28 protein-coding genes and 1 riboswitch are annotated in these 25,922 nt (G+C 37.1%); of the genes, 12 read left to right on the forward strand and 16 right to left on the reverse strand.

What is annotated here, in order from left to right; translation table 11 throughout:
* Positions 1 to 323: 323 nt before the first annotated feature.
* Complete coding sequence (locus tag BN988_RS15815; protein WP_036577973.1) at positions 324 to 695, reverse strand: DUF956 family protein; 372 nt, start codon at positions 693 to 695, stop codon at positions 324 to 326.
* Positions 696 to 928: 233 nt separating this feature from the next.
* Between BN988_RS15815 and BN988_RS15820 the strand changes: the two genes are divergently transcribed.
* Entirely contained in the window at positions 929 to 1,963 is a 1,035-nt protein-coding gene (locus BN988_RS15820) for a hypothetical protein (protein WP_036577975.1), read from the forward strand.
* A gap of 174 nt (positions 1,964 to 2,137) precedes the next feature.
* Here the strand turns inward: BN988_RS15820 and BN988_RS15825 are convergent, their stop codons facing one another.
* Positions 2,138 to 2,632, reverse strand: coding sequence for a hypothetical protein (locus BN988_RS15825; RefSeq protein WP_036577977.1), 495 nt, complete (start codon positions 2,630 to 2,632; stop codon positions 2,138 to 2,140).
* Entirely contained in the window at positions 2,629 to 3,099 is a 471-nt protein-coding gene (locus BN988_RS15830; protein WP_036577979.1) for a hypothetical protein, read from the reverse strand. Before BN988_RS15830 ends, BN988_RS15825 begins: the two co-directional genes overlap by 4 nt.
* A 237-nt stretch (positions 3,100 to 3,336) precedes the next feature.
* Between BN988_RS15830 and BN988_RS15835 the strand changes: the two genes are divergently transcribed.
* Positions 3,337 to 4,131 (forward strand): serine/threonine protein kinase, encoded by a 795-nt coding sequence (locus BN988_RS15835; protein ID WP_036577981.1) that lies wholly within the window; start codon positions 3,337 to 3,339, stop codon positions 4,129 to 4,131.
* 49 nt (positions 4,132 to 4,180) lie between these two features.
* Here BN988_RS15835 and BN988_RS15840 read toward each other — a convergent pair whose 3' ends face one another.
* Positions 4,181 to 4,399 carry a hypothetical protein gene (locus BN988_RS15840; protein WP_036577982.1) on the reverse strand — a complete coding sequence of 73 codons (219 nt, stop codon included), beginning with the start codon at positions 4,397 to 4,399 and terminating at the stop codon, positions 4,181 to 4,183.
* A 581-nt stretch (positions 4,400 to 4,980) separates the two neighbouring features.
* A riboswitch (purine riboswitch) is annotated at positions 4,981 to 5,079 on the forward strand.
* A 53-nt stretch (positions 5,080 to 5,132) separates the two neighbouring features.
* On the opposite strand from BN988_RS15840, the gene BN988_RS15850 reads away from it, so the two are divergent.
* Together BN988_RS15850 and BN988_RS15855 are read left to right on the forward strand one after the other, a co-directional pair.
* On the forward strand, positions 5,133 to 6,335 hold the full coding sequence (locus BN988_RS15850) for an MFS transporter (RefSeq protein ID WP_051558043.1): 1,203 nt from the start codon (positions 5,133 to 5,135) through the stop codon (positions 6,333 to 6,335).
* Positions 6,336 to 6,459: 124 nt separating this feature from the next.
* On the forward strand, positions 6,460 to 7,572 hold the full coding sequence (locus BN988_RS15855) for a hypothetical protein (RefSeq protein WP_036577986.1): 1,113 nt from the start codon (positions 6,460 to 6,462) through the stop codon (positions 7,570 to 7,572).
* 103 nt (positions 7,573 to 7,675) lie between these two features.
* On the opposite strand, the gene BN988_RS15860 is transcribed toward BN988_RS15855, so the two are convergent.
* Together BN988_RS15860 and BN988_RS15865 are read right to left on the reverse strand one after the other, a co-directional pair.
* Positions 7,676 to 8,623: an SDR family oxidoreductase gene (locus tag BN988_RS15860; RefSeq protein ID WP_036577988.1), complete on the reverse strand. Its 948-nt coding sequence runs from the start codon at positions 8,621 to 8,623 to the stop codon at positions 7,676 to 7,678.
* Between the two features lie 371 nt (positions 8,624 to 8,994).
* Complete coding sequence (locus tag BN988_RS15865) at positions 8,995 to 9,513, reverse strand: TetR/AcrR family transcriptional regulator (protein WP_036577990.1); 519 nt, start codon at positions 9,511 to 9,513, stop codon at positions 8,995 to 8,997.
* A gap of 330 nt (positions 9,514 to 9,843) precedes the next feature.
* Here BN988_RS15865 and BN988_RS15870 point away from each other — a divergent pair, with 330 nt between their 5' ends.
* Complete coding sequence (locus BN988_RS15870; protein WP_197027433.1) at positions 9,844 to 10,653, forward strand: DeoR/GlpR family DNA-binding transcription regulator; 810 nt, start codon at positions 9,844 to 9,846, stop codon at positions 10,651 to 10,653.
* A 14-nt stretch (positions 10,654 to 10,667) separates the two neighbouring features.
* A complete protein-coding gene (locus BN988_RS15875) occupies positions 10,668 to 12,050 on the forward strand; it encodes a M24 family metallopeptidase (RefSeq protein WP_036577992.1) in 1,383 nt (460 codons plus the stop codon).
* A gap of 63 nt (positions 12,051 to 12,113) precedes the next feature.
* Here the strand turns inward: BN988_RS15875 and BN988_RS15880 are convergent, their stop codons facing one another.
* The 4 genes from BN988_RS15880 to BN988_RS15900 all read right to left on the reverse strand — a co-directional run bounded on the left by BN988_RS15880 (position 12,114) and on the right by BN988_RS15900 (position 14,965).
* Positions 12,114 to 12,608 carry an LURP-one-related/scramblase family protein gene (locus BN988_RS15880; RefSeq protein WP_036577994.1) on the reverse strand — a complete coding sequence of 165 codons (495 nt, stop codon included), beginning with the start codon at positions 12,606 to 12,608 and terminating at the stop codon, positions 12,114 to 12,116.
* Between the two features lie 168 nt (positions 12,609 to 12,776).
* Entirely contained in the window at positions 12,777 to 13,256 is a 480-nt protein-coding gene (gene rlmH / locus BN988_RS15885) for a 23S rRNA (pseudouridine(1915)-N(3))-methyltransferase RlmH (RefSeq protein ID WP_036577996.1), read from the reverse strand.
* A gap of 610 nt (positions 13,257 to 13,866) precedes the next feature.
* Complete coding sequence (locus tag BN988_RS18975; RefSeq protein WP_155988319.1) at positions 13,867 to 14,034, reverse strand: hypothetical protein; 168 nt, start codon at positions 14,032 to 14,034, stop codon at positions 13,867 to 13,869.
* Between the two features lie 496 nt (positions 14,035 to 14,530).
* The gene (locus BN988_RS15900) at positions 14,531 to 14,965 is read right to left on the reverse strand and encodes a MarR family winged helix-turn-helix transcriptional regulator (RefSeq protein ID WP_036578004.1); all 435 of its coding nucleotides are present in this window, start codon (positions 14,963 to 14,965) and stop codon (positions 14,531 to 14,533) included.
* A 121-nt stretch (positions 14,966 to 15,086) separates the two neighbouring features.
* On the opposite strand from BN988_RS15900, the gene BN988_RS15905 reads away from it, so the two are divergent.
* A complete protein-coding gene (locus BN988_RS15905; RefSeq protein WP_036578005.1) occupies positions 15,087 to 15,509 on the forward strand; it encodes an organic hydroperoxide resistance protein in 423 nt (140 codons plus the stop codon).
* Between the two features lie 208 nt (positions 15,510 to 15,717).
* A complete protein-coding gene (locus BN988_RS15910; RefSeq protein WP_036578006.1) occupies positions 15,718 to 15,921 on the forward strand; it encodes a hypothetical protein in 204 nt (67 codons plus the stop codon).
* 87 nt (positions 15,922 to 16,008) lie between these two features.
* Here BN988_RS15910 and BN988_RS15915 read toward each other — a convergent pair whose 3' ends face one another.
* Complete coding sequence (locus tag BN988_RS15915) at positions 16,009 to 16,803, reverse strand: hypothetical protein (RefSeq protein ID WP_036578008.1); 795 nt, start codon at positions 16,801 to 16,803, stop codon at positions 16,009 to 16,011.
* Between the two features lie 124 nt (positions 16,804 to 16,927).
* A complete protein-coding gene (locus BN988_RS15920; protein ID WP_036578010.1) occupies positions 16,928 to 17,107 on the reverse strand; it encodes a helix-turn-helix domain-containing protein in 180 nt (59 codons plus the stop codon).
* 194 nt (positions 17,108 to 17,301) lie between these two features.
* On the opposite strand from BN988_RS15920, the gene BN988_RS15925 reads away from it, so the two are divergent.
* Positions 17,302 to 17,934, forward strand: a complete 633-nt coding sequence (locus tag BN988_RS15925) for a pentapeptide repeat-containing protein (protein WP_036578011.1) — start codon at positions 17,302 to 17,304, stop codon at positions 17,932 to 17,934.
* A 368-nt stretch (positions 17,935 to 18,302) separates the two neighbouring features.
* Here BN988_RS15925 and BN988_RS18980 read toward each other — a convergent pair whose 3' ends face one another.
* Positions 18,303 to 18,500, reverse strand: a complete 198-nt coding sequence (locus BN988_RS18980; RefSeq protein ID WP_147629735.1) for a hypothetical protein — start codon at positions 18,498 to 18,500, stop codon at positions 18,303 to 18,305.
* A 244-nt stretch (positions 18,501 to 18,744) separates the two neighbouring features.
* Between BN988_RS18980 and BN988_RS15935 the strand changes: the two genes are divergently transcribed.
* From BN988_RS15935 to BN988_RS15945, 3 genes are all read left to right on the forward strand, one after another.
* The gene (locus tag BN988_RS15935) at positions 18,745 to 19,353 is read left to right on the forward strand and encodes a TetR/AcrR family transcriptional regulator (RefSeq protein WP_036578012.1); all 609 of its coding nucleotides are present in this window, start codon (positions 18,745 to 18,747) and stop codon (positions 19,351 to 19,353) included.
* 25 nt (positions 19,354 to 19,378) lie between these two features.
* Entirely contained in the window at positions 19,379 to 21,676 is a 2,298-nt protein-coding gene (locus BN988_RS15940) for an MMPL family transporter (RefSeq protein ID WP_036578013.1), read from the forward strand.
* A 224-nt stretch (positions 21,677 to 21,900) separates the two neighbouring features.
* Positions 21,901 to 22,461 (forward strand): hypothetical protein, encoded by a 561-nt coding sequence (locus BN988_RS15945; RefSeq protein WP_036578015.1) that lies wholly within the window; start codon positions 21,901 to 21,903, stop codon positions 22,459 to 22,461.
* A gap of 84 nt (positions 22,462 to 22,545) precedes the next feature.
* On the opposite strand, the gene BN988_RS15950 is transcribed toward BN988_RS15945, so the two are convergent.
* From BN988_RS15950 to BN988_RS15955, 3 genes are all read right to left on the reverse strand, one after another.
* Complete coding sequence (locus tag BN988_RS15950; RefSeq protein ID WP_036578017.1) at positions 22,546 to 23,958, reverse strand: NAD(P)H-binding protein; 1,413 nt, start codon at positions 23,956 to 23,958, stop codon at positions 22,546 to 22,548.
* A gap of 92 nt (positions 23,959 to 24,050) precedes the next feature.
* Entirely contained in the window at positions 24,051 to 24,191 is a 141-nt protein-coding gene (locus BN988_RS18985; RefSeq protein ID WP_155988321.1) for a hypothetical protein, read from the reverse strand.
* Positions 24,192 to 24,900: 709 nt separating this feature from the next.
* Positions 24,901 to 25,821, reverse strand: coding sequence for a retropepsin-like aspartic protease (locus tag BN988_RS15955; protein ID WP_036578019.1), 921 nt, complete (start codon positions 25,819 to 25,821; stop codon positions 24,901 to 24,903).
* Between the last annotated feature and the right edge of the window lie 101 nt (positions 25,822 to 25,922).

The raw sequence follows: 25,922 nt of genomic DNA on the forward strand, positions 1-25,922 counted from the left end.
AAGGAAGGTATAGGTATAGTAGGACCCTAGTTCTTCATGTTTAATCAATACTTTTCACTCATGCCTGATCGAATCAGTAACACGTAAAAAATATACGATGGCTATTAAGTTTTAGTTGCAAACGCTTCAATTATACCTCAAATAATAAGTATATTAATACTTTAATGAGTTTATCTAAGAGTATTATAGCACTCCATTTTACCCATTTCAAGAAGTAAGTTATTATTTTTCATGCAGTTCCTTTTCACTAGGAACCCTATTTAACGATATAGTCAAATTACCCTGGCAAAAATAGAATCGTTCAAGCTTACCTAGTAAAATGACTACTTATTAAATTTCCCTTTAAACCCACGTTTGATAACGTCAAAGAAACCTAATGATTGAACCAAGCGATCCTCATCCACGTACTCACGAATGGTTCGCAACACTTTCTTTGGATCCTTTGAAGAAAAGGTATATGTCCCGTCACTTTTTGTTTTAATTGCATAACGCGGGATCCACTTTCCTTTAAACATGACAGAAGCGATCACTGTATCCACTTCTTTCCACGGAATTTGAATAAACTTCCGAGCATCACGGGTGTTGTAGAATTCAAACCCTTTATCACCAATCATGATCTTACCATAATCAGTCATTCTTATATGTGAGGTTCCGTTAATAACTAAATCAACTTTTGTGTTGATAGATTGGACCATTTGACCTACCTCATTTCTTTCTATTACTAAAAATCATTATACACGTTTTATAGCTCTAAGCCAAAAATGCTTTGAGGAAGAGGATGCTAGCAAGACTTATTTATTTCATTGGTCAATTCTTCATTATAATAAAAAGCCATTACATTCACCCAAAAGACAGATTGGGCATAGGCTATTTAAAATGAGACTGATTAAGTGAAACACAAAATTTAACCCGTTAAGGAAGTGACTCCTTGAAAAATTATTATTATGTAACGGCCAATACAGCCAAGGGATTTCTGAACTTACTACCTTCCAATATAGAAGGCCTGCAGCAAGTCATTAGTCTAAAACACCCTTCCCAAAAGGTAAAAGCAAAGATTCTCCGTCAATTGGTCCTAAAATATGAATCTTCTACTAATACAGTGGAAGTGTTGAAGAGTGCATTAGGTGAGGATTACTTGGATGGTGTTGTTATTCGTAAAAAAGGCATCGCATTTTTAAATGATTCCATTGTGCCAAGTGATATGGATGGGGTTATCGAACTGGATTTAAGTCACTTTACACTGAAGACTTCGGTAAAAAACACAATTCAAAATGAAAACTTTAAGCATCACACCGAAAAGGCATATAAAGATTTTGAAACAGGATTACGCATCCATGATGACCTGGAAGAAATCTATATTAAAGAAATGCATTTTGAAAAGGCAGATGAAATGGCCGATAGATTTATTCAAGAAAGATTACAAGGACAACCAAAGAAGACCCGTGATGCCCATGAATACCATCGCCTTTTTGGAACGACAACCGTGGATGGGCCTGTCAATATCATCCCCCATATTACGGAAAACCTCTCCCATGTCTTTTATGTAAAAGGGCGTGCTGGAACAGGCAAATCTACCTTTATGAAGAAAGTAGTAAGTGCTTGTATAGAACATGGTTATGATACGGAAATTTATCATTGTAGTTTTGATCCAAACAGTCTTGATATGGTATTGGTTCCAGATTTACATTTTTGTCTCTTTGACAGCACGGATCCCCATGAATTTTTTCCAACAAAGGAAAACGAAGAAGTCATTGATTTATACGAAGGGGCTGTCACTCCTGGAACAGATGAAAAATATGCGGATGAAATTAACAAAGTAAATGACCACTACAAATCGTATATGAAAAAAGGCGTTGTAGAACTGAAAAAGGCCGGAGAATACTTGGAAGAATTGGAGCAGCAGTATTCCGTTACGGAACAAGAACAGAAGGAAATACTCAAATTTATTGGGGAGAAAGTTTAACCGTTTTGTCGGTTTGAGATTTAATCCAGTATCTAGCTTAAGAAGTAACAAAACTATTATGCAATATTTTTCCATACATCAAATGCCATAAAAACAATCCACTATTGTTTTTATGGCATTTTTTTCGTGGTTATACATTTAGAAGATGTTCCATAGTGAATAAATTGCTCTGTATTAGGTGATGTTTGTAGTTTCTTTCTTGATTAATTCATAATACAAAGCTAAAGTCGTTTGAACCAATAAAATCACAAGCAATGAAAAGTACATATTATATCCATGTTGATAATGGATAACTCCCATATATACTGATAATTTTTCCATGGTTAAACTAACAATAACCCAACCTAAAATATAAAAAATAAAACGTTTGTTATTGATGTTTAGCACTTTATAAAAATAGATGAAAAAGTAACTGAATATCGGGAATTGGAGATAGGTTAATAAATCTGCAAACTCATAACTGTTAGTATCATTAATTTTATAAAAATTGAGCATTCCTCCACCAATAGTAAAGTCGACTAACATTGCTGTAGTTAAACCCCAAGTTAAAAACAAGACGGTAATAGGAAGAGGCAACTTTTTAGGGAAAACAATGATTGCAGCATAACCCACGAGCAGTAAAACTAACGTATATATTTCGTTTTTATCAAAAGAATCCCATAGCATCATTTATTTTCTTGAACCCCCTTTATTTTATTAAACAAGGTGTAAGAAATAAGCCCAATAAGATTTAGGCATAGAAGGTAAATGGCCTCTAACCAAAGGTTCCATTCTTTGAATTCTATCATGTTTAATCGGGTTGAAATAAAACTAATCATGAGCAAAATTATTATGGAAGAAACCATGATAATTCCTTTCTTGATATATGAATTAGTTTTTATAAAAAGGTTTACTTGTAACAAGACAAGAACAGGTATAAGGATACTGCGATTCAACAAGTATGCTGTGTATGGCACCCACTTTTCTTTTAAGGTAATTAATTTCAATTCATCGTTAATGACCCATGAAAAATTTATACTTACGATAAGTATAATTAAAAAAATAAAAGTGTTTTTTACAATATTTAAATCTTTATTTATAACTGTAAATATTGATATTGCTAACCAGGATAGGAAAAAGAAAACAGCAAGTTCCATAAGACCTCCATATTTGATTTTCTTTCTAGTATGTCAACTGAACAATAATTTATCCCCTGTATTGCATTTAGATCGAATTTTAATATTTGAGAAGAAAGATTATACTTACAGTGGCTTCCTTTGAAGAGGAAAAACTAAAGTCCTATGTTGCCATCAGTCTTAAAAATATTAGGGGTTCTTGGCATTATTCTCACTCAAGCTCTATAATACAAACAAACGTTGAACGAAGAGGGGCGCATGGAAATTATACATTGGCTGATAAAGAAAGCGCGACAGAGGATCATGGATCAGCAATATTCGATCGATCAAACACTGGCTGGACGATACAAAATAGAGAATGTGTTACAGAATGGGAGTTACGGCATTATCTACTTGTGCTGGGACTTGAGCGCAAACCAAAGATGTGTGGTTAAACAGATGCGTAAAAGCAAAAAGAAAGAAAACACGGAAAACTATAAGCAAGAGACAACCATTTTGCAGTTGTTAGATCATGCTGGCATTCCCAAATTAATAGAGACATTTGAGTATGAGGGTGAGCAGTTCTTTACCATGGAGTTTGTCGAGGGGAAAAACGTAGAAGACACGTTATTCGACACAAAGCAGAAATACAGTGAAAAGGAATGTCTAGAAATTGTTAAAAAGCTAACTGCTATCATTTGCTATATTCACGAAAAGAGCGTGTTCCATGGTGATATCCGAATTCCAAATGTGCTCCTTCATCAAGATGAACTTCATCTAATAGACTTTGGTTTAGCACACAATTTGCATACAGACGACAAAGCAAAAGAACATCAAGAACAATTAGCACGCGATGACTTTTTTGATATAGGGGATTTCCTGCTATTTCTTCTCTACTCTTCCTATGATGGGGAAACGAAAAGGAGTAGGCCCTGGACTGAAGAGCTAAGCCTCCATCCGAAAACAACCCACATTCTGAAAAGATTGTTACAGATTGAATCGCCGTATCACCAGTGTGAAGCTATTCTTGCAGATATCGGGGAAGCGATCAGTCTTCTATCAGCAAGCCATTAGAAGGTAATGACGTGATAGCAGAACATAGTTGGACTTAAAAAAACTCCATTTAGCAGGAAATGTATTCTTCCCACCAAATGGAGTCTTTTTGTAATTTATTCAAATAACGATCAGCTACTAGAGTAACGGCCTTTTTTTCTGTAATGGCTTGAGCCACGATAGGCATTACGTCCACGTCGTCCGCTGCTGCTACTTCCGTAATATCTCCGTTTTTTTCCACTGCTAGAGCCATGACGACGGTATTTCGACCGACCACTGCTGCTACCACGTTTTTTCATCTCTTTGGAAATGCCTTTTAGGAACTTTTTAAACATTGAGTTCCCTCCTTTAGTGTATATACGAATGACCTTTTAGGTAGGTTTCATATATTCGGCTTACTCTTTAAGTCTACCCATAAGGTAGGTAGTAGTAAACCGAACCAATTCACTTAGCTTTTTAAAGTCTTTAATAACCCACAACCAAATGTTAAAGTATTATAGAAATGGAAAATGAATGAATTTTTTAAGAGGTGAGCTTTATGTCTCATAGAAACAAAAAAATTAAATTATCAACGTACATAGGTATATACCTGTGTATATTTATTATTATTTATTTAGGTGTTATGTTTTTAAAACACATAACCGGCGGGGAACTAACTTGGTTTAAGACTTTCGGGTTTATGTTTGGAATTACTGCTATATATTTATTCTTAAGAGCAACAACAAAGCACTTACACAAGTAATTGGCCCCCCTTACACGAATAACTCCTTGTAGACCTGCCACTGGCCTCATGGTAATATCACAGCTAAAAATTGCTACTTGATAAACTAGATGAAAGCTAGTAAACTATCTAAAGTGCTCGCTTATACTAAATACTAAATTAATATAACCTGTATAACCTCAGAATATGGCTTGAGGGTGTCTACCAGGAACCTTAAAATCCTGATTACAGAAAATGAGTTAAATCATTTTTTGTAATCAGGATTTTTTTATTATTTTTTAATTCGAAAGGAAGTAAGAAGATGAATTTAAAAGTTTTTATACTCGCATTATCTACTGTAGCGGTTGGCCTTGTTGAATTAGTCGTTGGAGGAATTCTTCCAACAATTGCGAACGATTTAAACATCTCCTTAAGCTCTGCTGGACAACTAATCACGGTGTTCGCCCTTATTTATGCGATATCCGGACCTGTGTTACTAGTTCTAACGAGTAAAATGGAGCGAAAAAAGTTATACCTCATATCCTTGTCTGTTTTCTTTATCGGGAATATCATGACCTATTTCAGTCCGAATTTTACCTTTATGATGATTGCAAGGGTCATTACCGCCATGAGTACAGCACTCATTGTAGTACTTTCGTTAACCATCGCTTCAAAAGTGGTTTCACCAGCACATCGAGCAAAAGCTCTAGGCCTTGTTTACATGGGAATTAGTTCATCGCTTGTTATGGGAGTGCCACTGGGAATTTTAATTTCCGATCAATTCGGCTGGCGCGTTATTTTCCTAGGAATTGCGTTGTTATCGATCGGTTCTTTTGTGCTTATTTCCATCTTTTTAGATCGATTCCCTGGCGAAAAAACGATCCCACTATCAAAACAACTAAAAGCTGTGAGCAGCGGAAAATTAGGTAGTGCACATCTTGCGACCATGTTTATGCTTGCAGGACATTACACGCTTTATGCTTACTTCACGCCATTTTTAGAAACAGAACTTCATTTGAATTCTAGTTGGCTCAGCATCTGTTATCTATTATTTGGGATTGCAGCGGTAAGCGGTGGCGCATTCGGAGGATTTCTTTCCGATTCGATTGGAGCCCCTAAAAGTATTATTACCGTAATCATCTCATTTGCAGTGGTGTTATTCATACTGCCATTTACTACTTTTTCACTTATTGTATTCCTACCAATTATGATGATTTGGGCAGCATTAAGCTGGAGTCTAGCTCCACCACAACAAAGCTATTTAATTCAAACAGATCCTGCTACATCTGATATCCAGCAAAGTTTTAATAATTCCGCATTACAAATTGGGATTTCGCTTGGTTCAGGATTTGGTGGTATCGTTTTAAATCAAACTGGAAATGTTTCCAGTACAGCTTGGTTTGGCGGCGTGATTGTGATCATCTCCCTAGCATGCGCAGTCTTTTCTTTAACAAGAAAAACGAAAGGAAGCGAAAAGACAAAGGAGAGTTTTGTAGTAGAGCGTCCTTTACAGGAACAAAACTAAACTGATTGGAGAGTTCGCTAGCTGAACTCTCCATTTTTTAAATCTCTCTGTTAACTTCATTGAAAATAGGGTATATATCTAGAATAATAGATAGTAGAAATTAATACATAAGGAAGTGAACAACATGAAAAAATCAGCATTGTTATTCTCAGGAGTGCTTATCCTGTTTTTCCTGATCGCTTGTTCGGAAAACACCACTACCCAAGAGAATGAAAAAAGTGAAGAAGAACCAGCACAGGAAGAGGGAGCTTCAGATGAGCAGGAAGATAAGAAAGAAGAAGCGGAAGAAGAGAAGCCCACTCAACCTTACAAAGCAATGGAACCAAGAGAAGATGCTTCTCCTCTAAAAGAAACGTTATCTGAAGAGGAGATTGAAAAGATGCCTAGTGAAGAAGCTCGCGGAGGGGATCGTACTAGAATGGTTCCAGTCGGAGAAACATTGGTAAAAGGAGCCGATGATCAAACCGATGGTCCATTAAAGAATCATAGACTCGTAGCTTATTACGGACATCCGAACTCTAGCAATATGGGGATATTGGGAGAAATGGAACCAGATGAATTAATGGAGAAATTAAAAGAGCAGACCCAAGCATATTCAGATGCAGATCCTTCGCGCCCTGCTGTACCAATGATTGAACTCATTTCTACCGTAGCACAGCGTGACCCGGGGACTGAAGGGACATACGTCCATCCAACCCCACCAGAGAAAATTGACGAATATGCCAAACTAGCTGAAGAAAATGATGCGCTACTTATGCTGGATGTCCAGCTCGGAACAGATTCCGTCATCAATCAAGTTAAATCACTTGAGAAATGGTTGAAGCTTCCCCATGTTCACCTAGCTATTGATACGGAATTCCATGTAAAAGAAGGTCAAACACCGGGTATCGATCTTGGCCAAGTAGACGGTGCTGAAGTACAAGAAGCGGTGGATTACTTAACGGAAATGGTGGAGGAAAATAATCTACCAGACAAAATTGTGCTGGTCCATCAGTTTATGGACGAAGCATTAACGAACAAAGAAGCCATCCAGCCAACCGAAAACGTTGAAGTGGCCTTAAACTATGACGGTTGGGGCGATTCTGCCACCAAAATGTCACTCTATCGTAAATTCGTGCGAAACGAAGCAGTCCAATACGGAGGATTTAAAATCTTTTATAACAAGGATGAGCCTGTGTTAAGTCCGGAAGAGGTCTTGAAGCTAGATCCCAATCCGGCGATAATTAATTATCAATAAGTTAATGTAATTCCATAATTAGTGTCCGAAAATGATAACAAAGCATGGGGCGGTTTAACCACTTCTACCAATAACCGCCCCTGTTTTCACCTTAACCCAAATTTTATTTATACATCAAAAGCTGTAATGTCTCTTCCATGCCTTGTTTAAAAGGAGTTTTTGGAATGGCACCAATTCGCTTTTCATATTTTTCACCACTTAAAACAAACCCTTCTTTAGTAAGGTACATAATTTCCACAACTTCCCTCATAAATTCATCGAACAATCCAATAAAACGAATGGCATTTTTAGAAAGTGGTATCACCATTTTATTACTCCCAGTTATGTGACGAGCCATTTTTATAATCTCTTTTCCCGAAATCAACCCTGCTCCTGGTATATTCCAATTCTCTCCATAAGAATCGTCTTTCTCTGCTATATTTACAATCATCTTCGCCGCATCTGGCAAATAGACATACTCACGAGGAGTTTTTAGATTTCCAATAAATATAGAAAGCTTTCCTGCAGCTATCCCTTCTAGAGTAGGCTGTAAATAAGAATTTTGTGAGGTAGGGCCATAATAATCTGGCAGCCTGACAATTAATGCTTTAGCACTTTTCCATTTAGGACTGAAAATCAGTTGCTCGAATTCCACTCTAATCTTACCTTTTTTTGTATGGGGCTGGTGTGGATGGTTTTCATCCCCTTTTGCAACTTGGTGTCCATATACGTAAATACCATCTACAAACACAATCTTTTTACCCAAAGCATCGGCTGCCTTCATGACACTCTCTCCAAGTAATAAGAGTTTACTCTCCATCTCTTGATACTTAACATTCGCACACTGAAAAATAACATCCACATCTTTGGCAGATTCTAACATTGTCTTATACTTAAATATATTTCCTAGTGCATAGGTTAATTTTGGGTGATAAGCATGTTCTTTCATTAATGCCTCCAATTTCTCTTTAGATCGCCCGAATGCAATAACCTCTACGTCTCTACTTAATAATTCTGCAACGATAACCTGTCCCGTTCCCCCTGTTGCTCCTAATACAACTGCTTTTTTCATTTTTAACACCTCTTTTTTATTGATTCATCAATAAATAACTGTACTAAAAAATTGGCCCTTATTTATCCGATTATCGCATACATAGCATGCTGTTATTAATCCCAAAACGTGAATAAGACGGTCAAAACTGCAATAATCCCCAATCCAATAGATAAATACGAAACAGAATTCTTCTCATTATTCATCATTTCACCTCCCCGATTATGTTTGATTTTAGTAGACTTAACCCCACCAACTTATAATACATACCACAATAATTCCTATTGATAGGAAGTCTATTTTACTTAGCTTCATATTTTCACCTCCTTTTCACATTAGTTATTGATCAATCAATAACTAATGTGAAAAATAAATAACTCGCTTAGGCTACATTATTTATTTTTTGTATCTATAAGCTCTGGGAGATCTAAGAAATAAGATATATTGCACAATATCCCTCTGGCCAAAAATGTAGTAGCTTCTCTTTCCACATTTTCTATACCCGCATTTCTAAATCGCTCTAAAGTGTAACTGCGAATATTGGATAGTCCTTTCTGCGTTGCAATTCGGATAGCACTTTCTGTAACAGAGATGCCTATAACCTGTAGGGAAATTTCATTAGGATGACGTTCAGAAAGTTTATCATAAGCGTCAATCATTTTCTCAACAAGTTGTTCTGCACTAGCCTCTACATTTTTAAAGGTATCGAGAATTCTATCAAATGCGCGGTCTAGCGCGGCAATAAACAATTCCTCTTTTGTTTTATAAAACCGAAAGACATATGGTTGCGATATCCCCGCTTTTTCTGCTATATGTGCGGTAGTTGTATTATAATAACCTTTCTTTGCAAATACTTCTAATCCCGCTTCAAGTATTTCTTCTTTACGGTTTCCCCCACTTGGCCGACCCATATTAAACACCTGCTTGTTATTAGTTATTTATTGATCAATTACATTATAAGAAACAGTACGCTTTAATTCAAGTATAAAATTTTATTAGCTGTACTGTTTATACCTTAAACGGCTGGATCTCGCCATTAAGAATGCTAATGGCAATGACTCAAAGTCGAATAGTTATAATATTCCTAGTTACCTTTTAAACTCTATCTTCCTTAAATTTCAAAACTCAATTATTAACATTATATAACATATATATTAACATAGTGTTAATTATTTTCTTTAATGTTGATTGTTTTGTTAATAAATGTTATGGTGTTTCCGAATGAAAAATAGGAGCGAAAGATGAGGTTAATCAACAAAGAAATTTATGCTATGGAGTGGAAAAGCTTGAATCAAACAAAAAGACATGTGTTTATTTTAGAAAAAGTAAAGGTAAATGGTGAGGTTAATTCTAAGGACTTAGCCGAAGAACTCAACGTATCTTTAATGACCATTAATCGAGACTTGAAAGCATTATCCGAAAATGGTGAGCTAGAGTTGGTTTATGGAGGTGCTGTTTACAAAAAAACGAATTTATCCGAATATCCGATGACGATTAAAAGAGAAGTTAATGCCTATGGCAAGAAACTAATCGGGGAATACTGTAAGCGCCTTGTAAAACCCTATTCTTCGATATTTATTGAAACCGGCACAACCACTTTAGCTGTGGCTCACGAAATATTTAGAACAAGGAACTGCACCTTTTATAGCAACTCCTTAATGGTCCTTTCCACTTTATCAAAACATAAAGACATCTCTTTGTTTAGCGTTCCGGGAGAGTACAGAGATTTATCTCAAGGTTTTTTGGGAGTGCAAACAATTGATTATATAAAAGACTTTCAGTTCGATTTAGTGTTTGTAGGTACGGAAGGGATTACACTTGAACACGGTGTAACATTACCAGACGAAGTAGACGCATTTACAAAAAAGGCGATTATCAACCAGGCCAAGCAAGTAGTGCTAGTTGCCGATAAGACAAAGTTTGGCCTTTCTCACCTTTATAAGGCAGGGGAAGTGAAGGATTTTGATATAATTATAACCGACTTACCAAAGGATCACGAGAGCTTTAAAGAAATGAGTCACGTGACCAACATCATCTCAGTTGCAGAATAGAAGGAGAAATTATAATGGATATACAATTAACACAGATTACGCCACCGAAAATTCACCAGAATATGCAATCTGTTATCTTAACAGACGAAACATTAGCCCAACGTCATACGAATTTCTTGGAAAAAATGAAAGAACATCAAGTGGATACAGCAATTATATATGCTGACCGTGAACATGGTGCCAACTTCGAATATTTCACAGGGTTTATTCCCCGCTTTGAAGAGGCTTGTCTTGTTTTGCACAATAACGGAAAAAGCTATTTATTGTTAGGAAATGAAAATTTAAAGCTAGCGAGTAAATCGCGGGTGAAGGCAGAAGCCATTCATGTTCCTTTCTTTTCCCTGCCTAACCAACCGATGGAAAATGAAAAGGAACTAGCTCAATATTTTAAAGAAGCCGATATTGCTCCAGACTCCAAAGTTGGGTTAATTGGTTGGAAGATGTTTACGAGCACGGTTTATGAGAATAGCGACCTTTTTGACATTCCTTATTTTGTTGTAAATGAATTGAAAAAATATGTGGCACAAGGAAAAGTGTTCAACTTTTCGCCAGCTCTCCTCTCTCCTCTTGAGGGTATTCGCACTATTAATAATGCGAATGAAATTACACATTATGAATACGGAGCATCATTAGCTGGGTCTCGTTTATATCAAGCGCTACAAAACATTGAGGTGGGGAAAACAGAAAAAGAAATTGCTTCCATACTAGCGGCGGATGGACAGCCGAATTCTGTAACGACCATTACTGCTGCAGGTGCTAGATTTACCAACGCTATAATCTATCCAAGAGATAAAGCAATCAATTACAGAGATAACTTTTCCATAACAGTAGGCTACAAAGGTGGATTAAGCAGTCGAGCGGGCTATGTAGTGAAAGATCCCGAGCAATTACCGGAAGAGCAAAAGGACTATCTTGAGCGACTAGCAAAGCCTTACTTTACTGCTTATGCGACTTGGTTAGAATCCATCAAAGTCGGTCAATCAGGCAAAGATATGTATGCGATTATAGAAGAGGTGTTGCCTAAAGAGGACTATGGCTGGTCTTTAAACCCAGGCCACTTCACCAGTGATGAAGAATGGCTATCCTCGCCCTTCACGAAAGCTTCAACAGCTGTCGTTAAAAGTGGTCAAATGTATCAGATTGACATTATTCCAAGTGTGCCAGGCTATGCAGGAGCATCATGTGAAGAACCAATTGCCATTGCAGATGAAGCATTGCAGGCAGAAATTAAAAACACTTATCCAGAAGTATGGGAAAGAATTCAAACGAGAAGAAGCTATTTACAAGATGTTTTGAATCTATCCATTAGCGACGAGCTACTTCCATTAAGCGATACAGTCGCCTTTTATACCCCGCTCCTGTTAAATAAAACATTGGCATTTAGTAAAAAACAATAACTTTTTTAAGCCAGGTTCTGTAACGATGTCATACAGATCCTGGCTTAAATGCTAAATAAGAAGTTATGTCGTAGCTGGCGGAGATGATGCTTGGTCAGCCTTCACACAGTCTATGGCTATGACGAGCGCAATTATGATCGTCTCCATCTCTTCGTTCAGTACTTGAACCTTGTAGCTATCTCCCCATGTAAACCATTCTTTATTCACTTTCCCTACGGCTTCCCCATACTGAAATACTTCAAAGTTCATATCCCACCAGTTACCATGCACTTCTATCCCCGCAGCATCAATAGAATAACGTGCTTTAAGGAGAGAAAACGCTTTATTAATCGTTAATACCTCTTGGCCGTTTACCTCAACATAAAATTTCGGTAAGAAGCTCATCACCTTTTTCGTTATAAGTGCTACCTCTGTTCCAGCTGTATTTAATATGGAGAACGTTTTTGGGATTTTCATAAAACTTCCTTCCACATAATAAGCATCATTCTCCTGCTGGTCCTTTATCGTGAATTTGTCTTTAAAACTCATCACTTTTTGTTTTATATACAATTGTTTCAATATAAGAACACCCTTCCATTTATGGGTTACTTATCTATAAAGTTACTGAAGTATTTCCTATTGTACGATATTAGCCGCTAGGAGGTTTCGTATTATCGATACGATAAGGATACGAATTAAATGAAATTTATTTCGATAGATAAAGGATTTTCATTAAAAATACGGCACCTATTTATGGTACGGTTCCCCCCGATTTATCCGAAAAGCCCGATAAACCTGCTCCAACAAAATTAACCTCATAACCTGATGCGGGAACGTCATCTTAGAAAAAGACAATGCCAAATTACTCCGCTTCTGAACCTCTTCACTAATCCCCAAAGATCCACCAATCACAAAAGCAATCTTACTCTTGCCATAAGTCGCAAGCTCGTCCATTTTTGCTGCAAGCTGTTCAGAGCTTAGCATCTTTCCATTGATCTCAAGGGTGATGACATATGTATCCTGGTTAATATGGGAAAGGATGCGCTCGCCTTCTTTGCGTTTTACTTCAAGCATTTCTGCGTCACTCATATTCTCTGGGGCTTTTTCATCAGCGACTTCCACAATATCTACCTTGGCATATGCACTCAGTCGCTTCATATACTCTTGTATGCCTTGCTTGAGGTACTTTTCTTTTAATTTACCAACTGATACGAGGGTTATTTTCATTGTCGTTACATCCTTTTCCATCTTTTATCCCTATAGTTTATCACAGTTATTCCATAGCTAACGCCGAATCGTGTTCACGAATAGCCTAGCTAATATAGAAGCCAAAGGAACCAGGAGAAACAAAATCAACAGTAAATTCCATAGATCCGATACAAGGGGCCACGGCATAAGGCTCTCCCAGTAAGTTACAAAGATTTTTAATATAATCCAAAACAAGATAAAAAAAGCAATAACTGAAATAAGTTTATCTTTCATAACGCTTCCTCCCATTCTAAGGAAATGGACCTATTTCTAGTTTAGAATACTTTCCATAATTTTCCTATTAAAAATTCCATGATTCTGAATTTACTATGGTATAAAACAAAACATTGCTGTCCTTATACTCCACCCCTCATCGTAACTTGTATTACGTTTCATAACTTATTCGTACACAAAAAACTCCATTTAGTGAGAATTGTTGATCCCTCCAACCAAATAGAGTCTTTTTACGATTTATTTAAACATCAGTCACTAGAGTAACAGTTTTTTCATTGTAAGATGTGAACCATAATAAGCGCTACATCCCCGTCGATCACTGCTTCAAAGTGAAATAAAAATCTCTCGAGTCCATTTATTGTTCTTGATTTGTCACATCCTTTAGGTTCTCAAACAGCCTCTTAAGGATTTGTTTATCAACACTTTCTGGGTCGACAGTAGAGATTTTATTCAACACATACGCTATAACATCTTGAACAATAAAGCCATTTGAATTATCTACCACAATATTCGCCTGTGACATCAACCAGTTCACATCACATTCAACCATAGAGAAATATAAAAAACTATCTGTAATCAGAAAGGCATCGTCACCTTTTTGAACCTCTTTTTCTAATTGCAAAGGTGTATAACTATTCTTAGCATGTAATCTAGTCGATTTATTGGCATGAGCTTTGCGGGGCTGACCTTTATTTTTTTCGCTTAAAATAGGGCTTCACCTTCTTTCGATTAATTTAAAAGCTGTATGGAATTGTTGTTAAGAATGGAACTATTGGAAGTAAATTGTAGAACGATTGCTGAAATAATGAGTATGATGACGGATAGAGGGACAAGGAGCGTTACAATCAGTAATAAACACCACGAGAAAGTCGGTATCAAAAATGACTTTTCCTTCGCTCCATTCGCTCCTTCCAGTGTATATGACTTAGCAGGCTATTCATAGGTGAAATTACAAATCGTTTTGTTTTATGTTACATAAAGAGCCGAGACATCCGATATTGATGCCTGGGCTCCATTTTCTACGTCTCATCCAACTGAGCAAGCATTTTAGACAGGGTTTGTTTTAGCTGGATCACTTCTTCTTCGTTTAGATTGGTCTGTTCAATAAATTGTAGTGGGATCTGTTCTGCTTGTTTCTCTGCTTGCTTCCCTTGTTCTGTTAAGACGACTTCCACGACTCGTTCATCTTCTTTGGAACGCGTCCGCTGTATGAGGCCATGTTCTTCCATCCGCTTCAACATTGGTGTCAGTGTTCCAGAATCTAAGAAGAGTCGTTTACCTAATGCTTTTACCGAGATGCGATCTGTTTCCCAGAGGACAAGTAACACTAGGTATTGTGGATAGGTGACGTTCAATTCCTCTAATAATGGACGATACCGCTTCGTCATTTCGCGTGTTGTTGCATATAGTTGAAAACAGATTTGATTATCTAACTTTAATATCTCATTTGCCATTGTTGATCACTCCTGGGCTTATTATAGCAAGTTCAGAAATAAAATTATAATAATTGACGTTACGCTATTTAATTGTGTACAATCTAATTGTGCACAATATAAAAAAGAGGAGTGTTTAATTATGGGATTAGCATTATACACAGCGTCTTCAACTGCAGCGGGTGGCCGTCAAGGAACGGTTAAATCATCTGATGGCACTTTGGATCTAGCTTTATCTTTACCAAAAGGATTGGGTGGAAATGAAAAAGAAGGCACCACAAACCCAGAACAGCTCTTCTCAGCTGGCTATGCTGCCTGCTTTGACAGTGCATTGCAAATGGTTGCCGGGAATGCGAAGAAAAAAATCACCTCAGAAGTAACAGCAGAAGTAAGCATTGAAAAACAACTGAAAGGCTTTGGCTTGAGTGTAAAGCTAAAAGCTGAGATGGAAGGCGTCACACAAGAAGAAGCAGAGGAACTAATGGATAAAGCACATGAAGCTTGCCCATACTCTCGCGCCATTGAAGGAAATGTGAAAGTGAAGAAAACAGCAATCGCAAAATAAAGAAGAGGAAGTTAAAGCGTTTCAGTTTGTATCTCCCTTATTACCGCAATGGCCCCTTTTATGGGGCTTTTTGCGTTAAATTTTTATTGAGTAGTCTAATGGAAACAACTATTTCCCACTACCATAATATTTTTCTCCTTTATAAATTGGCAAAATATTCGTTTCCTTGTACTATAAATATATACTTGTGTGAAGGAGGTCGAAAACCATGCAAAGAGTAAGAAAACATAATGTAGTGAAAGCATTAGTCATTTCTTTCGTTATTACGATAGCTGCTTTTTTCTCCGTCGATATGCCATTGATAAATAAGGCATTATATTTACCTCTTGTAGCAGCTGTATCATTTGCAAGCCTTCTCTATATTTCAACCATCACGTCAAGAGCGTATGAGAGATTTACAAAACAGACGTAATGCAAATTGAAAAATAGTAAAGAGGAATATGCGGCAACCTTTCTTCTTGCTAGGTGTACTAATCTTTAGCATTCGACACCTAATGATTTAAACACCATGATCCACAAACATTTCTTTCACAACCCGTTTATACTCCGCATATTCCTCGGAATTTTTGTAGTCATGATGTTCGGCTATTTTCTTCAATGACCCGTATACGTATGCCTTTAGCTTACTATCAGGAACGTTTCGATCATTGTCCACGAACTCCCTTGCGTATTTTTCAATAATTTGATGCCACTTTTCCTTTGCCCAACGTCCAGCAGCGAAGTCTGCATAAAATTCATTGGCAATCTCAATAATTTCTTCCATTTTGTTGGTTGGCTTGTTAACAGTTGCTAATGAATGTTTTTTTGTATGTATTTCTTTTGTCTTTGTTTCATTTGTAGTAGCACTTTTTGCACTGTCCGCTTTGCATTGTACATTTTGCAAATCAGAAAAAAAATCAGGTACAACAAGGGGCGAGTCCTTAATCGCTTTCATATTAAACACGGCTAGACCTTTTTCTTCAAGCTCTTTTTTTTGTTCCCCAATAAATGTTTCAAAATCGCTTTGTGAAAAAGGATGATCAGCTGCCTTATAGAAATACTCATGGTGTCCATCCACATGACAGAAAAAACCCATGATGTAGCGATGCTCAAGCAACACCTTCCAAGAACTATCCACCTTTCGGCGAGTGAATTGTTTATGTAGCTCTGATTTACGTATTCTCCAAGTTGGAGAATGACTTAGAATGTGTGTGAGTAATCCAATTGCCGCCAAGTCATTTAAGTCTTTTTGAACTGTTTGGTTATCAATCTTAACAAATCCAGATTCTTTACGGTTTTTTTCAATATAATTCATACTTGTCCATCCCTTTTATTCGCAGGCGAAAAGGCTATCCTCCCAATAACGCTGAGACAGTCACCTTGCGTGCGGTATTTTATTTTCGAATTTTAGTTATATACTTTAGGTTATAGTTGGACGCTCATGCACCATTACATCCGCTATCCCCAGCCCAAACGTCCAGCGATTCCTTAGTGAATATGATTGTATTAAGAATGACCAAATGTGGTATTTTGTTTCGCTTCACCAATAAGTACACCATGTCTCTATGTATGCCAAGATACGCAGCAACTTCTCTTACACATAATGTCGTTCGGTTCATCATGCTCCCTCCTCCCTATGCTATAATCCTTCTATTTTTCCTACTCACTTCTATAATCGAAAAAAGAGACGCTTTGGGGGCATCTCTTTGAAAAAAACTTTTTATAGGCAGTGTTTTTTATTGAAATGGTATAATATCGGTAGAAATGACATGCACCGTTTTTTACTACTACTTTAAAATTGAAGGTGGAACATATGAAATTAACTAAACCGAACATATTAGAAGCACTGCCGAAGGGGAATTTTCAAGATATTTTATTTGAGGAAGATCCGCATCTAAGTAATATGGAAATTGAAGGCTCTTTTTTTGATAACGAGGTACTGGATCGTGTCCATTTAAATGGCATGGTGATTAAGCATTCGACGTTTCACAATACATCTTTTGAGAATATCGATATGACGGACGTGCACTTTGAGAATTGTGACTTTTCCAATGCAAATTTAAGCACAGCAAGCATTCATCGCGTTACGTTCAAGAACTGTAAGCTTTTAGGTGTGCAGTTTGTCGAGGGACGATTTGGCAATGTGACTTTTGACAATTGCTTGCTATCCATGTGCAATTTCGGTGATTCCAAATTTGAAAAAACCCAGTTTACCGAATCAAACCTGCAGAGTGCTGACTTCTTCAATTGCAAACTGAAACAAACGTTATATTCTTATTGTGATTTAAATGGAGTTAGCTTTGACAGCACCAAGTTAAAAGGAATTGATATTAGTACATCTCACTTCGAATCCCTCGTGGTTAAGGTGGAGGATTTGAAAGATTGCATCGTTTCCCAGCATCAGGCAATTTACTTTGCGTCTATGTTGGGGTTGGATATTAGATAGTCTACCTTTGAGAACAGCGACACCTCTGGAGGGCCGCTGTTCTTTAGATGTCTGAGATTCGTGTTGGTCATAAGTACTTGAGGGTTTATAAAAAAAGTTTGAAACTATCTTATTTAGACTTATGGAGGCTGACTATAAATGTTTGATTTTATTATAGATCTGTTCGTGGAGTTTGTTGTACCAAACAAGAAAAAGAAAAAAAGTAGAAGAGCTAAAGGAAACAAATGATTCATTAAAAAAATAAAACTCCTAAAACGGAAATAGCTTGAAGATTTGAGACTAGGAAATGAAAATTATAAAACATAAAGAGCTACACCACAAGCTGTATGGTGCTTAAGGTGATAGCTTCTTTTTATTTTCATCACAAGTCAGAATGGATTTTCACCTTTCACAAAAGGGATAAACACAACATAATTGGCTGCTACAAAAGCAAGCCAAAATAAGATCGACTTAAGCCGTTGTTTAAACAAAATACTATTTTTAAATAAGAATAGAGCAACAACCAACGTGTACAAGACAAATAGCATATAAGACACACCAAACCAATTCACCCATACATTTCCCATAAACTTAATTCCAAAGCTCTCGTAAATGGGTTCTCAAAAGGACTATCTTAATGCTTTATATGTTAGATATAGATGTTTTCTCATTACATAATATAAAATAAATTTAATTGCACAAAGGGAAATATTGCCCTTTGTGCAATTTTTGTGTTATAACTAAATGTGGACTACATAAAGTGAAACTTCAATCAGTGTGGGTTTTCTTCCTTCCCCACTGATTTTTAGTTGAACGAATCGGGGTGAAAAAATGTCTGAAGAGAGTCTCAGGATAAAAAAGAAGAACGCCACCAAAAGGGCCCTTGCTGAAGCAGCTTTTGAACTAGCGATGGAACGTGGCTTGGAAACTTTTGTGGTAGAGGATATTGTGACAAAAGCAGGCTATTCAAGGAGAACTTTCGCGAATCATTTTTCCTGTAAGGAAGAAGCCATCGCGAGTGCTCTCACCATGAATGATTTTCGTGAACATGATGAGGCCCATTCCTTAGAAGGACTTACACCATTAAGCACTATCGAAATGTACATTAAGCGTAGTTTTACGATTGATAAGTTAAAAAGATTGCATGAGTTGATTTCTTTATCTAGAGATCATCCAACTTTAAAGTTGTATGTGACGGGTGTCTTAAAGGAAACGCAGGACTTTGCTCGACTTGGCATTAAGGAAGGATTTGGTGATGCTTATTCTGAAGAGTATTACCATCTATTAATTGGTGCAGTATTTGGCGCTCTAATGCCTGTCCTTGATGGAAGCATGAATGTTCATTTACCAGTTGGTGACACAGCACAAGACCAACCTAATAATGAGTTTCAGGAATACATGGAAATCGTCTTCTCAAAATTAAGAGAAGGCTTTAAATAAATATAAACGAGTAGGAGTTTAAAGAATGTCGAAGTTATTTTACAGAATTGGTAAGACAGCATATAACAAGCCGTGGGCATTTATTGCCAGCTGGGTAATCATTTTAGGAATTATTATCGCAGCAATTGTATCAAATGGCGTGAGCATGACCAGTGAGACAAGAATCGATGGGACAGAAGCACAGGAGGTTCTTGACCAGCTAGCAGAAGACTTCCCAGTCGCCTCAGGTGGGCAAGGAAGCTTTATATTTGAATCCCCTGAAGGAGAACAAGTTGATGCTCAAGCGAATGTAGCGTCACTTGCAAGCGTGATTAACAGTATTTATGAGTTAGACTTTGTCGTCAATCCACTTGATATAGTAGGAGATAGTGAAGACATGGCTCAGCTGCAAGAGCTACAAAGTCAGCTTGGGCAAATGCAAGAGAGTGAAACCTCTTATAGACCATTCGTCGTGAATGAGACGCCTATACCAGGAGTGAAGATCTCGGAAGAAGGGAACATCGCGCTTTTCTCATTCCAAATGACAGAAAAAGCGGAGGACCTTTCTGCTGATCAATTAGATCAATTAAAGGATCTAGCAAATAACGTAGAAGAGGATACATCGATTAATGCCCTTTCAACTGGTACGCTTCAAAGCACGGATATTCCAATTGGAGGTACGCATGAAATTATTGGTCTGATTGTTGCTGGGATTGTCCTTGTGGTGACATTAGGTTCCCTTATAGCAGCAGGATTGCCATTAATCGTTGCCTTTGTTGGAGTAGGGGTTGGAGTCGGCGGTACTTTTGCCATGTCTAGTCTGTTTGAAATGAACAGTCTTACACCAGTACTTGCTTTAATGGTTGGGTTAGCAGTAGGAATTGATTATGCGTTATTTATTGTGAATAGACAAAGGAAGATAATGTTTGAAGAAAACCTGCCAGCTAAGGAAGCTGCCCCACGTGCGGTAGGAACAGCAGGAAGTGCCGTATTCTTTGCAGGCTTAACTGTAATCATCGCGCTATGCGGATTATTAGTTATTGGGATTTCCTTTTTAAGCAGTATGGCCCTTGTCGCTTCACTGACAGTATTTATCGATGTGCTTGTAGCACTCACATTATTGCCAGCCATTTTAGGATTAGTTGGAGAGAGAATTGTTTCCGCTAAAGCGAGAAAGAAACATAATGCGAAAGACAAGGACAAGCCGACCTTTGCGAACAAATGGATTAATGGAATTATCAAGCTTAGATGGCCTATCGTTGCACTTATCATTGTGATTTTAGGAACGCTAACAATTCCAGTTGCTGATATGAACCTAGGAATGCCTTCAGGTGCAAGTGCGAATAAAGATACAGCCGAACGACAAAGCTATGACATTGTTTCAGAAAGCTTTGGAGAGGGCTATAATGGCACCTTGTTACTTGTAGCAGAAGATAAGGATGGCAATGCAATTGATACACAAGAGTATCTACAGTTGCTTTCCAATATTAATGAACTTGATAGTACAGTAGAGGTATCACCAGGTGGGTTTAATGACGACGGAACGATAGGGATTGTGAGCATTACCCCAACTGCTGGCCCTACAGATGAAGAAACCCATGATTTAGTAGAGTATTTAAGAAATAACGATTCTGTGGCCGAAAATACAAATCTGGAAATTGGCGTAACGGGACTCACAGCGATCAATATTGATATTTCACAGAACCTATCTGATGTATTTCCAATTTATATTGGTATTATCGTTCTGTTATCCTTAGTTATCTTGCTCGTTGTATTCAGATCGGTTATTGTACCAATCAAAGCAACAGCTGGTTTCTTATTAAGTATTATGGCTACATTCGGTGTTACAACAGCCGTCTTCCAATGGAACTGGTTCGGGGTAGGTTCTTTATTCGGAATTGATACAGGCGGACCGCTCCTAAGTTTTATCCCGATTATGGTAACAGGTATCTTATATGGTCTAGCGATGGATTATCAAGTATTCCTTGTATCTTCCATGCGGGAAGCTTATATCCACGGAAATAAAGGTAATAAAGCTGTAGTGAACGGCTATACCATTGCAAGTAGAGTTGTCGTTGCGGCAGCGTTAATCATGGTTTCTGTATTCTCAGGCTTTATTTTCACAGATGATATTATGATTAAACAAATAGGGTTCGCCCTCGCCTTTGGTATTTTAATTGATGCATTCTTAATCAGAATGATCTTCGTACCGGCAGTTATGTCTATATTTGGTGACAAAGTTTGGTGGTTACCAAAATGGTTAGATAAAATCTTACCTAATTTGGATATTGAGGGAGAAAAATTGACGAAAGAACTAGAGAAAGAAAAAGCGAAGAATAAATAGTCGTGTAATGAAAACGGAGGCTGTCCTAAGTGACAAGCCTTCGTTTTCAATTCTTCATGATGGGTATCTATAAGACTGCTTAACGCATTTATATTTAATCCAAGGAGTTTTCTGTATTGCAAACTGCCCATTTAAATTATCCTTTTTACTTCTCACTATAGAAAGTATAATAAAATTACAGCTTACATAATTCACAGGATTTATTTGGGGAGACGGTGGGTTAAATGAAACGTTCAAATGAAAGTAGAATTTTTAGGGGATCTCTGATCTCACTATGTTTGAGTTTAGTTCTTCTGCCTCTTATGATTTATTTAAGGGAAATTGGGATTTATATTCAATTTGGAACACCACCGCCCTTTATAGGTCATAAACTTATTGAGTATATATTAATTGTCAATGTGGTTATATCACTCTGTTTCATAATAAAAAGCCGCTCCTTGAAAAGTATTATGGTTTTGGCTGGAGTGTTTGTTTTATTAGCAAGATCCATTTTTTATTCTTTCCCTAATCCTTTATGGGAGACTGAAGTCACGACACTTGTTTCTCCTGATAATTCATTTAAATATATAGTCGTCGAAACAGGGGTTGGCCACCTTTACAAATTATCTGAATCAGGATTATATATGACCTTTATTACAACTCTCCGAACGGATGACGGATATCAACCCTTTGCTAATGACGCTTATAAAATAGATTGGTTGTCATCTGAACAATTTGTAATACTCTATGCCTTTGATGTTAGTAGTGAAGAAATGGATAAAGAAGTAACTATTTCAATAGAGTAGAAAAAGCACATAAATTAGCTAACCCTTTATAGATTAGCAATTTATGTGCTTTATTTGGTTTGTATATGTTCTATACCCTAAATACTATATTGCCAGTTGCTCTTTCATTTGCTGTTCATTGAGCCGCTTCATATGGTGACGGAAGCAAGTCATGATAAATAGATGAGCGTGAGCCTGGGTGTATTGATAGACAAACCATGGCAGGGACGGTAGGTAATCGTGGATAGCTATAATCGCTTCGTTCGATTCTGGTATTTTTCTAAATTCCATGCGGCCTCGTTCATTACGGCTGGAATCTGACAGAAAGCCGCCACTTATATAATAAAGTGCGCGATCCTCTGTACTTCGTTCAGGTGCATACGCAAGCTCCAGCAGAGGCTTCTTGTTACCAATCCATCCGATCTGGCAATTTAGATCCTCATCAACCGTTGTACGAACCCATGGATTTAGGAATCGTTCCAGCCATTGCACGTAATACCTTGCCACCTCATCGGCACGATAGCCTTCTGGTAGTGGAATCCGCTGTACGGAGCGCACATCTCTTTTCAGTGGTCCGATTTCAGGTTTTGGAAATAGCTTGCGCTTATTTTCCTCCTCCCTTAGTGAATATGCTGCCGCTTCTTTAAAGGAAATCGTTCCATGGCTGACTCCAGCTTTATCTTTTTTGGCAGTTAAGGGATGCTTTAGACTCGCCAATAGCGGATACACCGTTTCCTTTGGCGTTTGCGTGATTAGTCGTAGCCATAAACGGGACAGGTACAAGGAGAAGAAGGGAACATTATACAGGACCCGCTTTTTCCCCATTACTTCAGCCGTTTGCTCCATCATCTGGCGGTATGTCATAACCTCAGGACCACCAAGATCATAGGAATCATTCACTGCCTTCTCTTCCGAAACCGTTGTGTCCAAGGAGTTCAGCACATCCGGTAGCGCAATGGGCTGTGTCTTGGTGCGCGTCCATTTCGGTAGAATCATAATCGGCAGACGCTTAACCAACTTAGCTAGAATTGGAAAGGAAGATCCCTTTGGCCCAACAATCAGCCCTGCACGTAAAGCAGTCACCGGCGTACCATATGCCCGGAGAATGCGCTCCACTTCCAATCTACTTTTCAGATGGGCGGAAAGCTTTTCTACCCCTTCAGGTACAATGCCACCAAGATAGATAATTTTCTTAACGCCTTGCTTCTTTGCAGCCTGAGCGAAGTTGTCAGCAAGGATCACATCCATATCCGCAAAATGACCCTGTGTAAGCTTAGCTGATGGCATCATGGAATGCACGAGGTATACTGCAATGTCTGCTCCCTCTAGTCCTTTTTCCGCATCCTTTAAGGAGAACAAGTCACAGGAACGCCACGTGATATCTTCTGTATCTTCACGCTTATCTCCGTTTCGAGAAAGCCCAATAATATTCATGCGTCCACGTAGCTTGGCAAGTAAGTTCTGTCCAATATAACCACTCGCTCCGGCTACAGCGACGACGGGTTTGTTTTCTGACATAGGTACACATCCTTTTAATCTCTTCTACTAGGTTGTACCCTCTAAAGGGCGGCTGTAACCAATGGGGCAATAACTTTCATTTAAAAGGAATGCTACTTAAAATAATTAATTACTATACTGCCTATAATCACCAATAAAGTAAGGATAATCATAAAACCAGGCTTTCCTACAAATGCTCTGTCAAACGTGTCTTGTTTATCTTCTCTTTCTCGATCGTTTCTATTTCGACTCATAAAAGCCCCTCCTTCGTATTAAAAATACATATAAGCACGCTCGTAATTGGAAATTTATAATAAAAGAAATTAGCAATTGCAATTAAAAGGTAAAAATAAACGACAGAAATTTAAAAAGTTTTATGTAGCTTCTTGCATTAGTTTATTTATTTAAATAAAACAAAGTTCGAAATGACACATAACACCAATACCCAAAAGATATCTTGGCGTTCAGGATTAATTAAAAAGTAGCTAGAGAAAAAATGTTGAAGTGGTCTTACTTTTGACAGTTTTGGGGGTATTACCAAAGCTATAAAAGTTAGTTGCTTGGCATTGGGATATTTTTCTAAAGTGGAGAGCCCAATGTCATCAGATAAAACTTACTATTTATATTCCTTAGAATTATATGTTTCTCATTTTTTAGTAGGTAGTAAGAGCATTTATTTCTAAAAACTATAACTTCCTTTCATATAAAAACTTCCTTAATCCAAATTTTTTTAATAGGAATTAGAAAAAGGACTGAGTACCAGTCCTTTTTCTTAAGTATTATAAGCCAAAAATAATTATAAGCCTATGTTACCAAGAGATTGTAATACGCGGATTAGAGGAAAGTTCCACATTGGACTCTTCAACAACTTCTACAAGCTTTGCATCATTTTTCATCTTATTTCACCCCCTTTCAAGCTAATATAACAGAACATTAGCACTTATCCCATAATTTGTAAATACATTATTTTGAATAAATGACAAATTTATTTCTACTATTAAAAAAGACTATTTCTTTTCCTTTACATATCTCTGTACCAACCATTAAATCTATATTCGTATTTGGTACAAACTCTGTACTTGAGATCGATAGTTTTTTAAAGTTTTGTTTTATATTTGGTAATTTAAGCTCATATTCCTTTAGAAGTCCCTTTTTATCCACATTAATACCATTTACACCAATAGAGTATACTTTTTTTTCTGTTAAAAACGGATTTCCAACTAAGATAGGAGATTTTTCGGATATCCATGTTTTGTTTGCGCCCAAATCAATCCCTACAATTCTCTTTTTATTAGAATCAAAGATAATAGGAATCATTGAGGGAAACAAGTAACTGCTTGGTATTTTTTGAAACTTTTTTGCCATCTCTTCGTCAAAAATTGTAAACTTATTTCCTGCCTCTTGAATCGAAAAATCTATTTTACTTAATAGATCCCAGCCCAATATTCCATCAATTTGTAACAAGTTGAACAGCATATTATTTTCCTCTTTTATGAATAGAAGAACATTTTTAGCTTGGTTTGTTCCAAAACTAAAGTCATCAACGAGCACTGCTTTTGATAAGTTCGTTACTTTCCCAAACCCATTCAATTTTACTCTTTTATCCAACTGTAACTCCTGAAGGTTTACATTTTTTTTCATCTTGATCAAGGAAAGTTGAGACGCTGTATCTACTAGAAATCTATGTTTTACGTTATTAATCTTAATTGTCATTATGTAAAGATTCCAAAAATTCCTTTTGAGTCTGATTGTTTCTGGCTTAATATGGCTTAGATCGACGTTTTCCAAGCCCATCATTTGGTATATTTTTTTATGCAAGTCAACCTCATAGACGCTTTTCTTTTCTTGTGGAGTTAAAATTTGTTTTATAGGACTATTTGTCACGTACTATTTTACCCCCTTTTTTATACATTATTAGGTAATATCGTTCAAAAATCAACCAATTTGACACAATTCTAATAAATTTATACAATTAGAATATAACT

This window comes from Oceanobacillus picturae (genome assembly GCF_000612865.1).
Classification (GTDB): domain Bacteria; phylum Bacillota; class Bacilli; order Bacillales; family Amphibacillaceae; genus Oceanobacillus_B; species Oceanobacillus_B jordanicus.

What these genes read in the sequence shown, in the direction of transcription:
- BN988_RS15815 (WP_036577973.1), bottom strand. Translation starts at nt 695, where the DNA reads ATGGTCCAATCTATCAACACAAAAGTTGATTTAGTTATTAACGGAACC.
- BN988_RS15825 (WP_036577977.1), bottom strand. Translation starts at nt 2,632, where the DNA reads ATGATGCTATGGGATTCTTTTGATAAAAACGAAATATATACGTTAGTT.
- BN988_RS15830 (WP_036577979.1), bottom strand. Translation starts at nt 3,099, where the DNA reads ATGGAACTTGCTGTTTTCTTTTTCCTATCCTGGTTAGCAATATCAATA.
- BN988_RS15835 (WP_036577981.1), top strand. Translation starts at nt 3,337, where the DNA reads ATGGAAATTATACATTGGCTGATAAAGAAAGCGCGACAGAGGATCATG.
- BN988_RS15850 (WP_051558043.1), top strand. Translation starts at nt 5,133, where the DNA reads ATGAATTTAAAAGTTTTTATACTCGCATTATCTACTGTAGCGGTTGGC.
- BN988_RS15855 (WP_036577986.1), top strand. Translation starts at nt 6,460, where the DNA reads ATGAAAAAATCAGCATTGTTATTCTCAGGAGTGCTTATCCTGTTTTTC.
- BN988_RS15860 (WP_036577988.1), bottom strand. Translation starts at nt 8,623, where the DNA reads ATGAAAAAAGCAGTTGTATTAGGAGCAACAGGGGGAACGGGACAGGTT.
- BN988_RS15865 (WP_036577990.1), bottom strand. Translation starts at nt 9,513, where the DNA reads ATGGGTCGGCCAAGTGGGGGAAACCGTAAAGAAGAAATACTTGAAGCG.
- BN988_RS15870 (WP_197027433.1), top strand. Translation starts at nt 9,844, where the DNA reads ATGAGGTTAATCAACAAAGAAATTTATGCTATGGAGTGGAAAAGCTTG.
- BN988_RS15875 (WP_036577992.1), top strand. Translation starts at nt 10,668, where the DNA reads ATGGATATACAATTAACACAGATTACGCCACCGAAAATTCACCAGAAT.
- rlmH (WP_036577996.1), bottom strand. Translation starts at nt 13,256, where the DNA reads ATGAAAATAACCCTCGTATCAGTTGGTAAATTAAAAGAAAAGTACCTC.
- BN988_RS18975 (WP_155988319.1), bottom strand. Translation starts at nt 14,034, where the DNA reads ATGTCACAGGCGAATATTGTGGTAGATAATTCAAATGGCTTTATTGTT.
- BN988_RS15900 (WP_036578004.1), bottom strand. Translation starts at nt 14,965, where the DNA reads ATGGCAAATGAGATATTAAAGTTAGATAATCAAATCTGTTTTCAACTA.
- BN988_RS15905 (WP_036578005.1), top strand. Translation starts at nt 15,087, where the DNA reads ATGGGATTAGCATTATACACAGCGTCTTCAACTGCAGCGGGTGGCCGT.
- BN988_RS15910 (WP_036578006.1), top strand. Translation starts at nt 15,718, where the DNA reads ATGCAAAGAGTAAGAAAACATAATGTAGTGAAAGCATTAGTCATTTCT.
- BN988_RS15915 (WP_036578008.1), bottom strand. Translation starts at nt 16,803, where the DNA reads ATGAATTATATTGAAAAAAACCGTAAAGAATCTGGATTTGTTAAGATT.
- BN988_RS15920 (WP_036578010.1), bottom strand. Translation starts at nt 17,107, where the DNA reads ATGAACCGAACGACATTATGTGTAAGAGAAGTTGCTGCGTATCTTGGC.
- BN988_RS15925 (WP_036578011.1), top strand. Translation starts at nt 17,302, where the DNA reads ATGAAATTAACTAAACCGAACATATTAGAAGCACTGCCGAAGGGGAAT.
- BN988_RS18980 (WP_147629735.1), bottom strand. Translation starts at nt 18,500, where the DNA reads ATGGGAAATGTATGGGTGAATTGGTTTGGTGTGTCTTATATGCTATTT.
- BN988_RS15935 (WP_036578012.1), top strand. Translation starts at nt 18,745, where the DNA reads ATGTCTGAAGAGAGTCTCAGGATAAAAAAGAAGAACGCCACCAAAAGG.
- BN988_RS15940 (WP_036578013.1), top strand. Translation starts at nt 19,379, where the DNA reads ATGTCGAAGTTATTTTACAGAATTGGTAAGACAGCATATAACAAGCCG.
- BN988_RS15945 (WP_036578015.1), top strand. Translation starts at nt 21,901, where the DNA reads ATGAAACGTTCAAATGAAAGTAGAATTTTTAGGGGATCTCTGATCTCA.
- BN988_RS15950 (WP_036578017.1), bottom strand. Translation starts at nt 23,958, where the DNA reads ATGTCAGAAAACAAACCCGTCGTCGCTGTAGCCGGAGCGAGTGGTTAT.
- BN988_RS18985 (WP_155988321.1), bottom strand. Translation starts at nt 24,191, where the DNA reads ATGAGTCGAAATAGAAACGATCGAGAAAGAGAAGATAAACAAGACACG.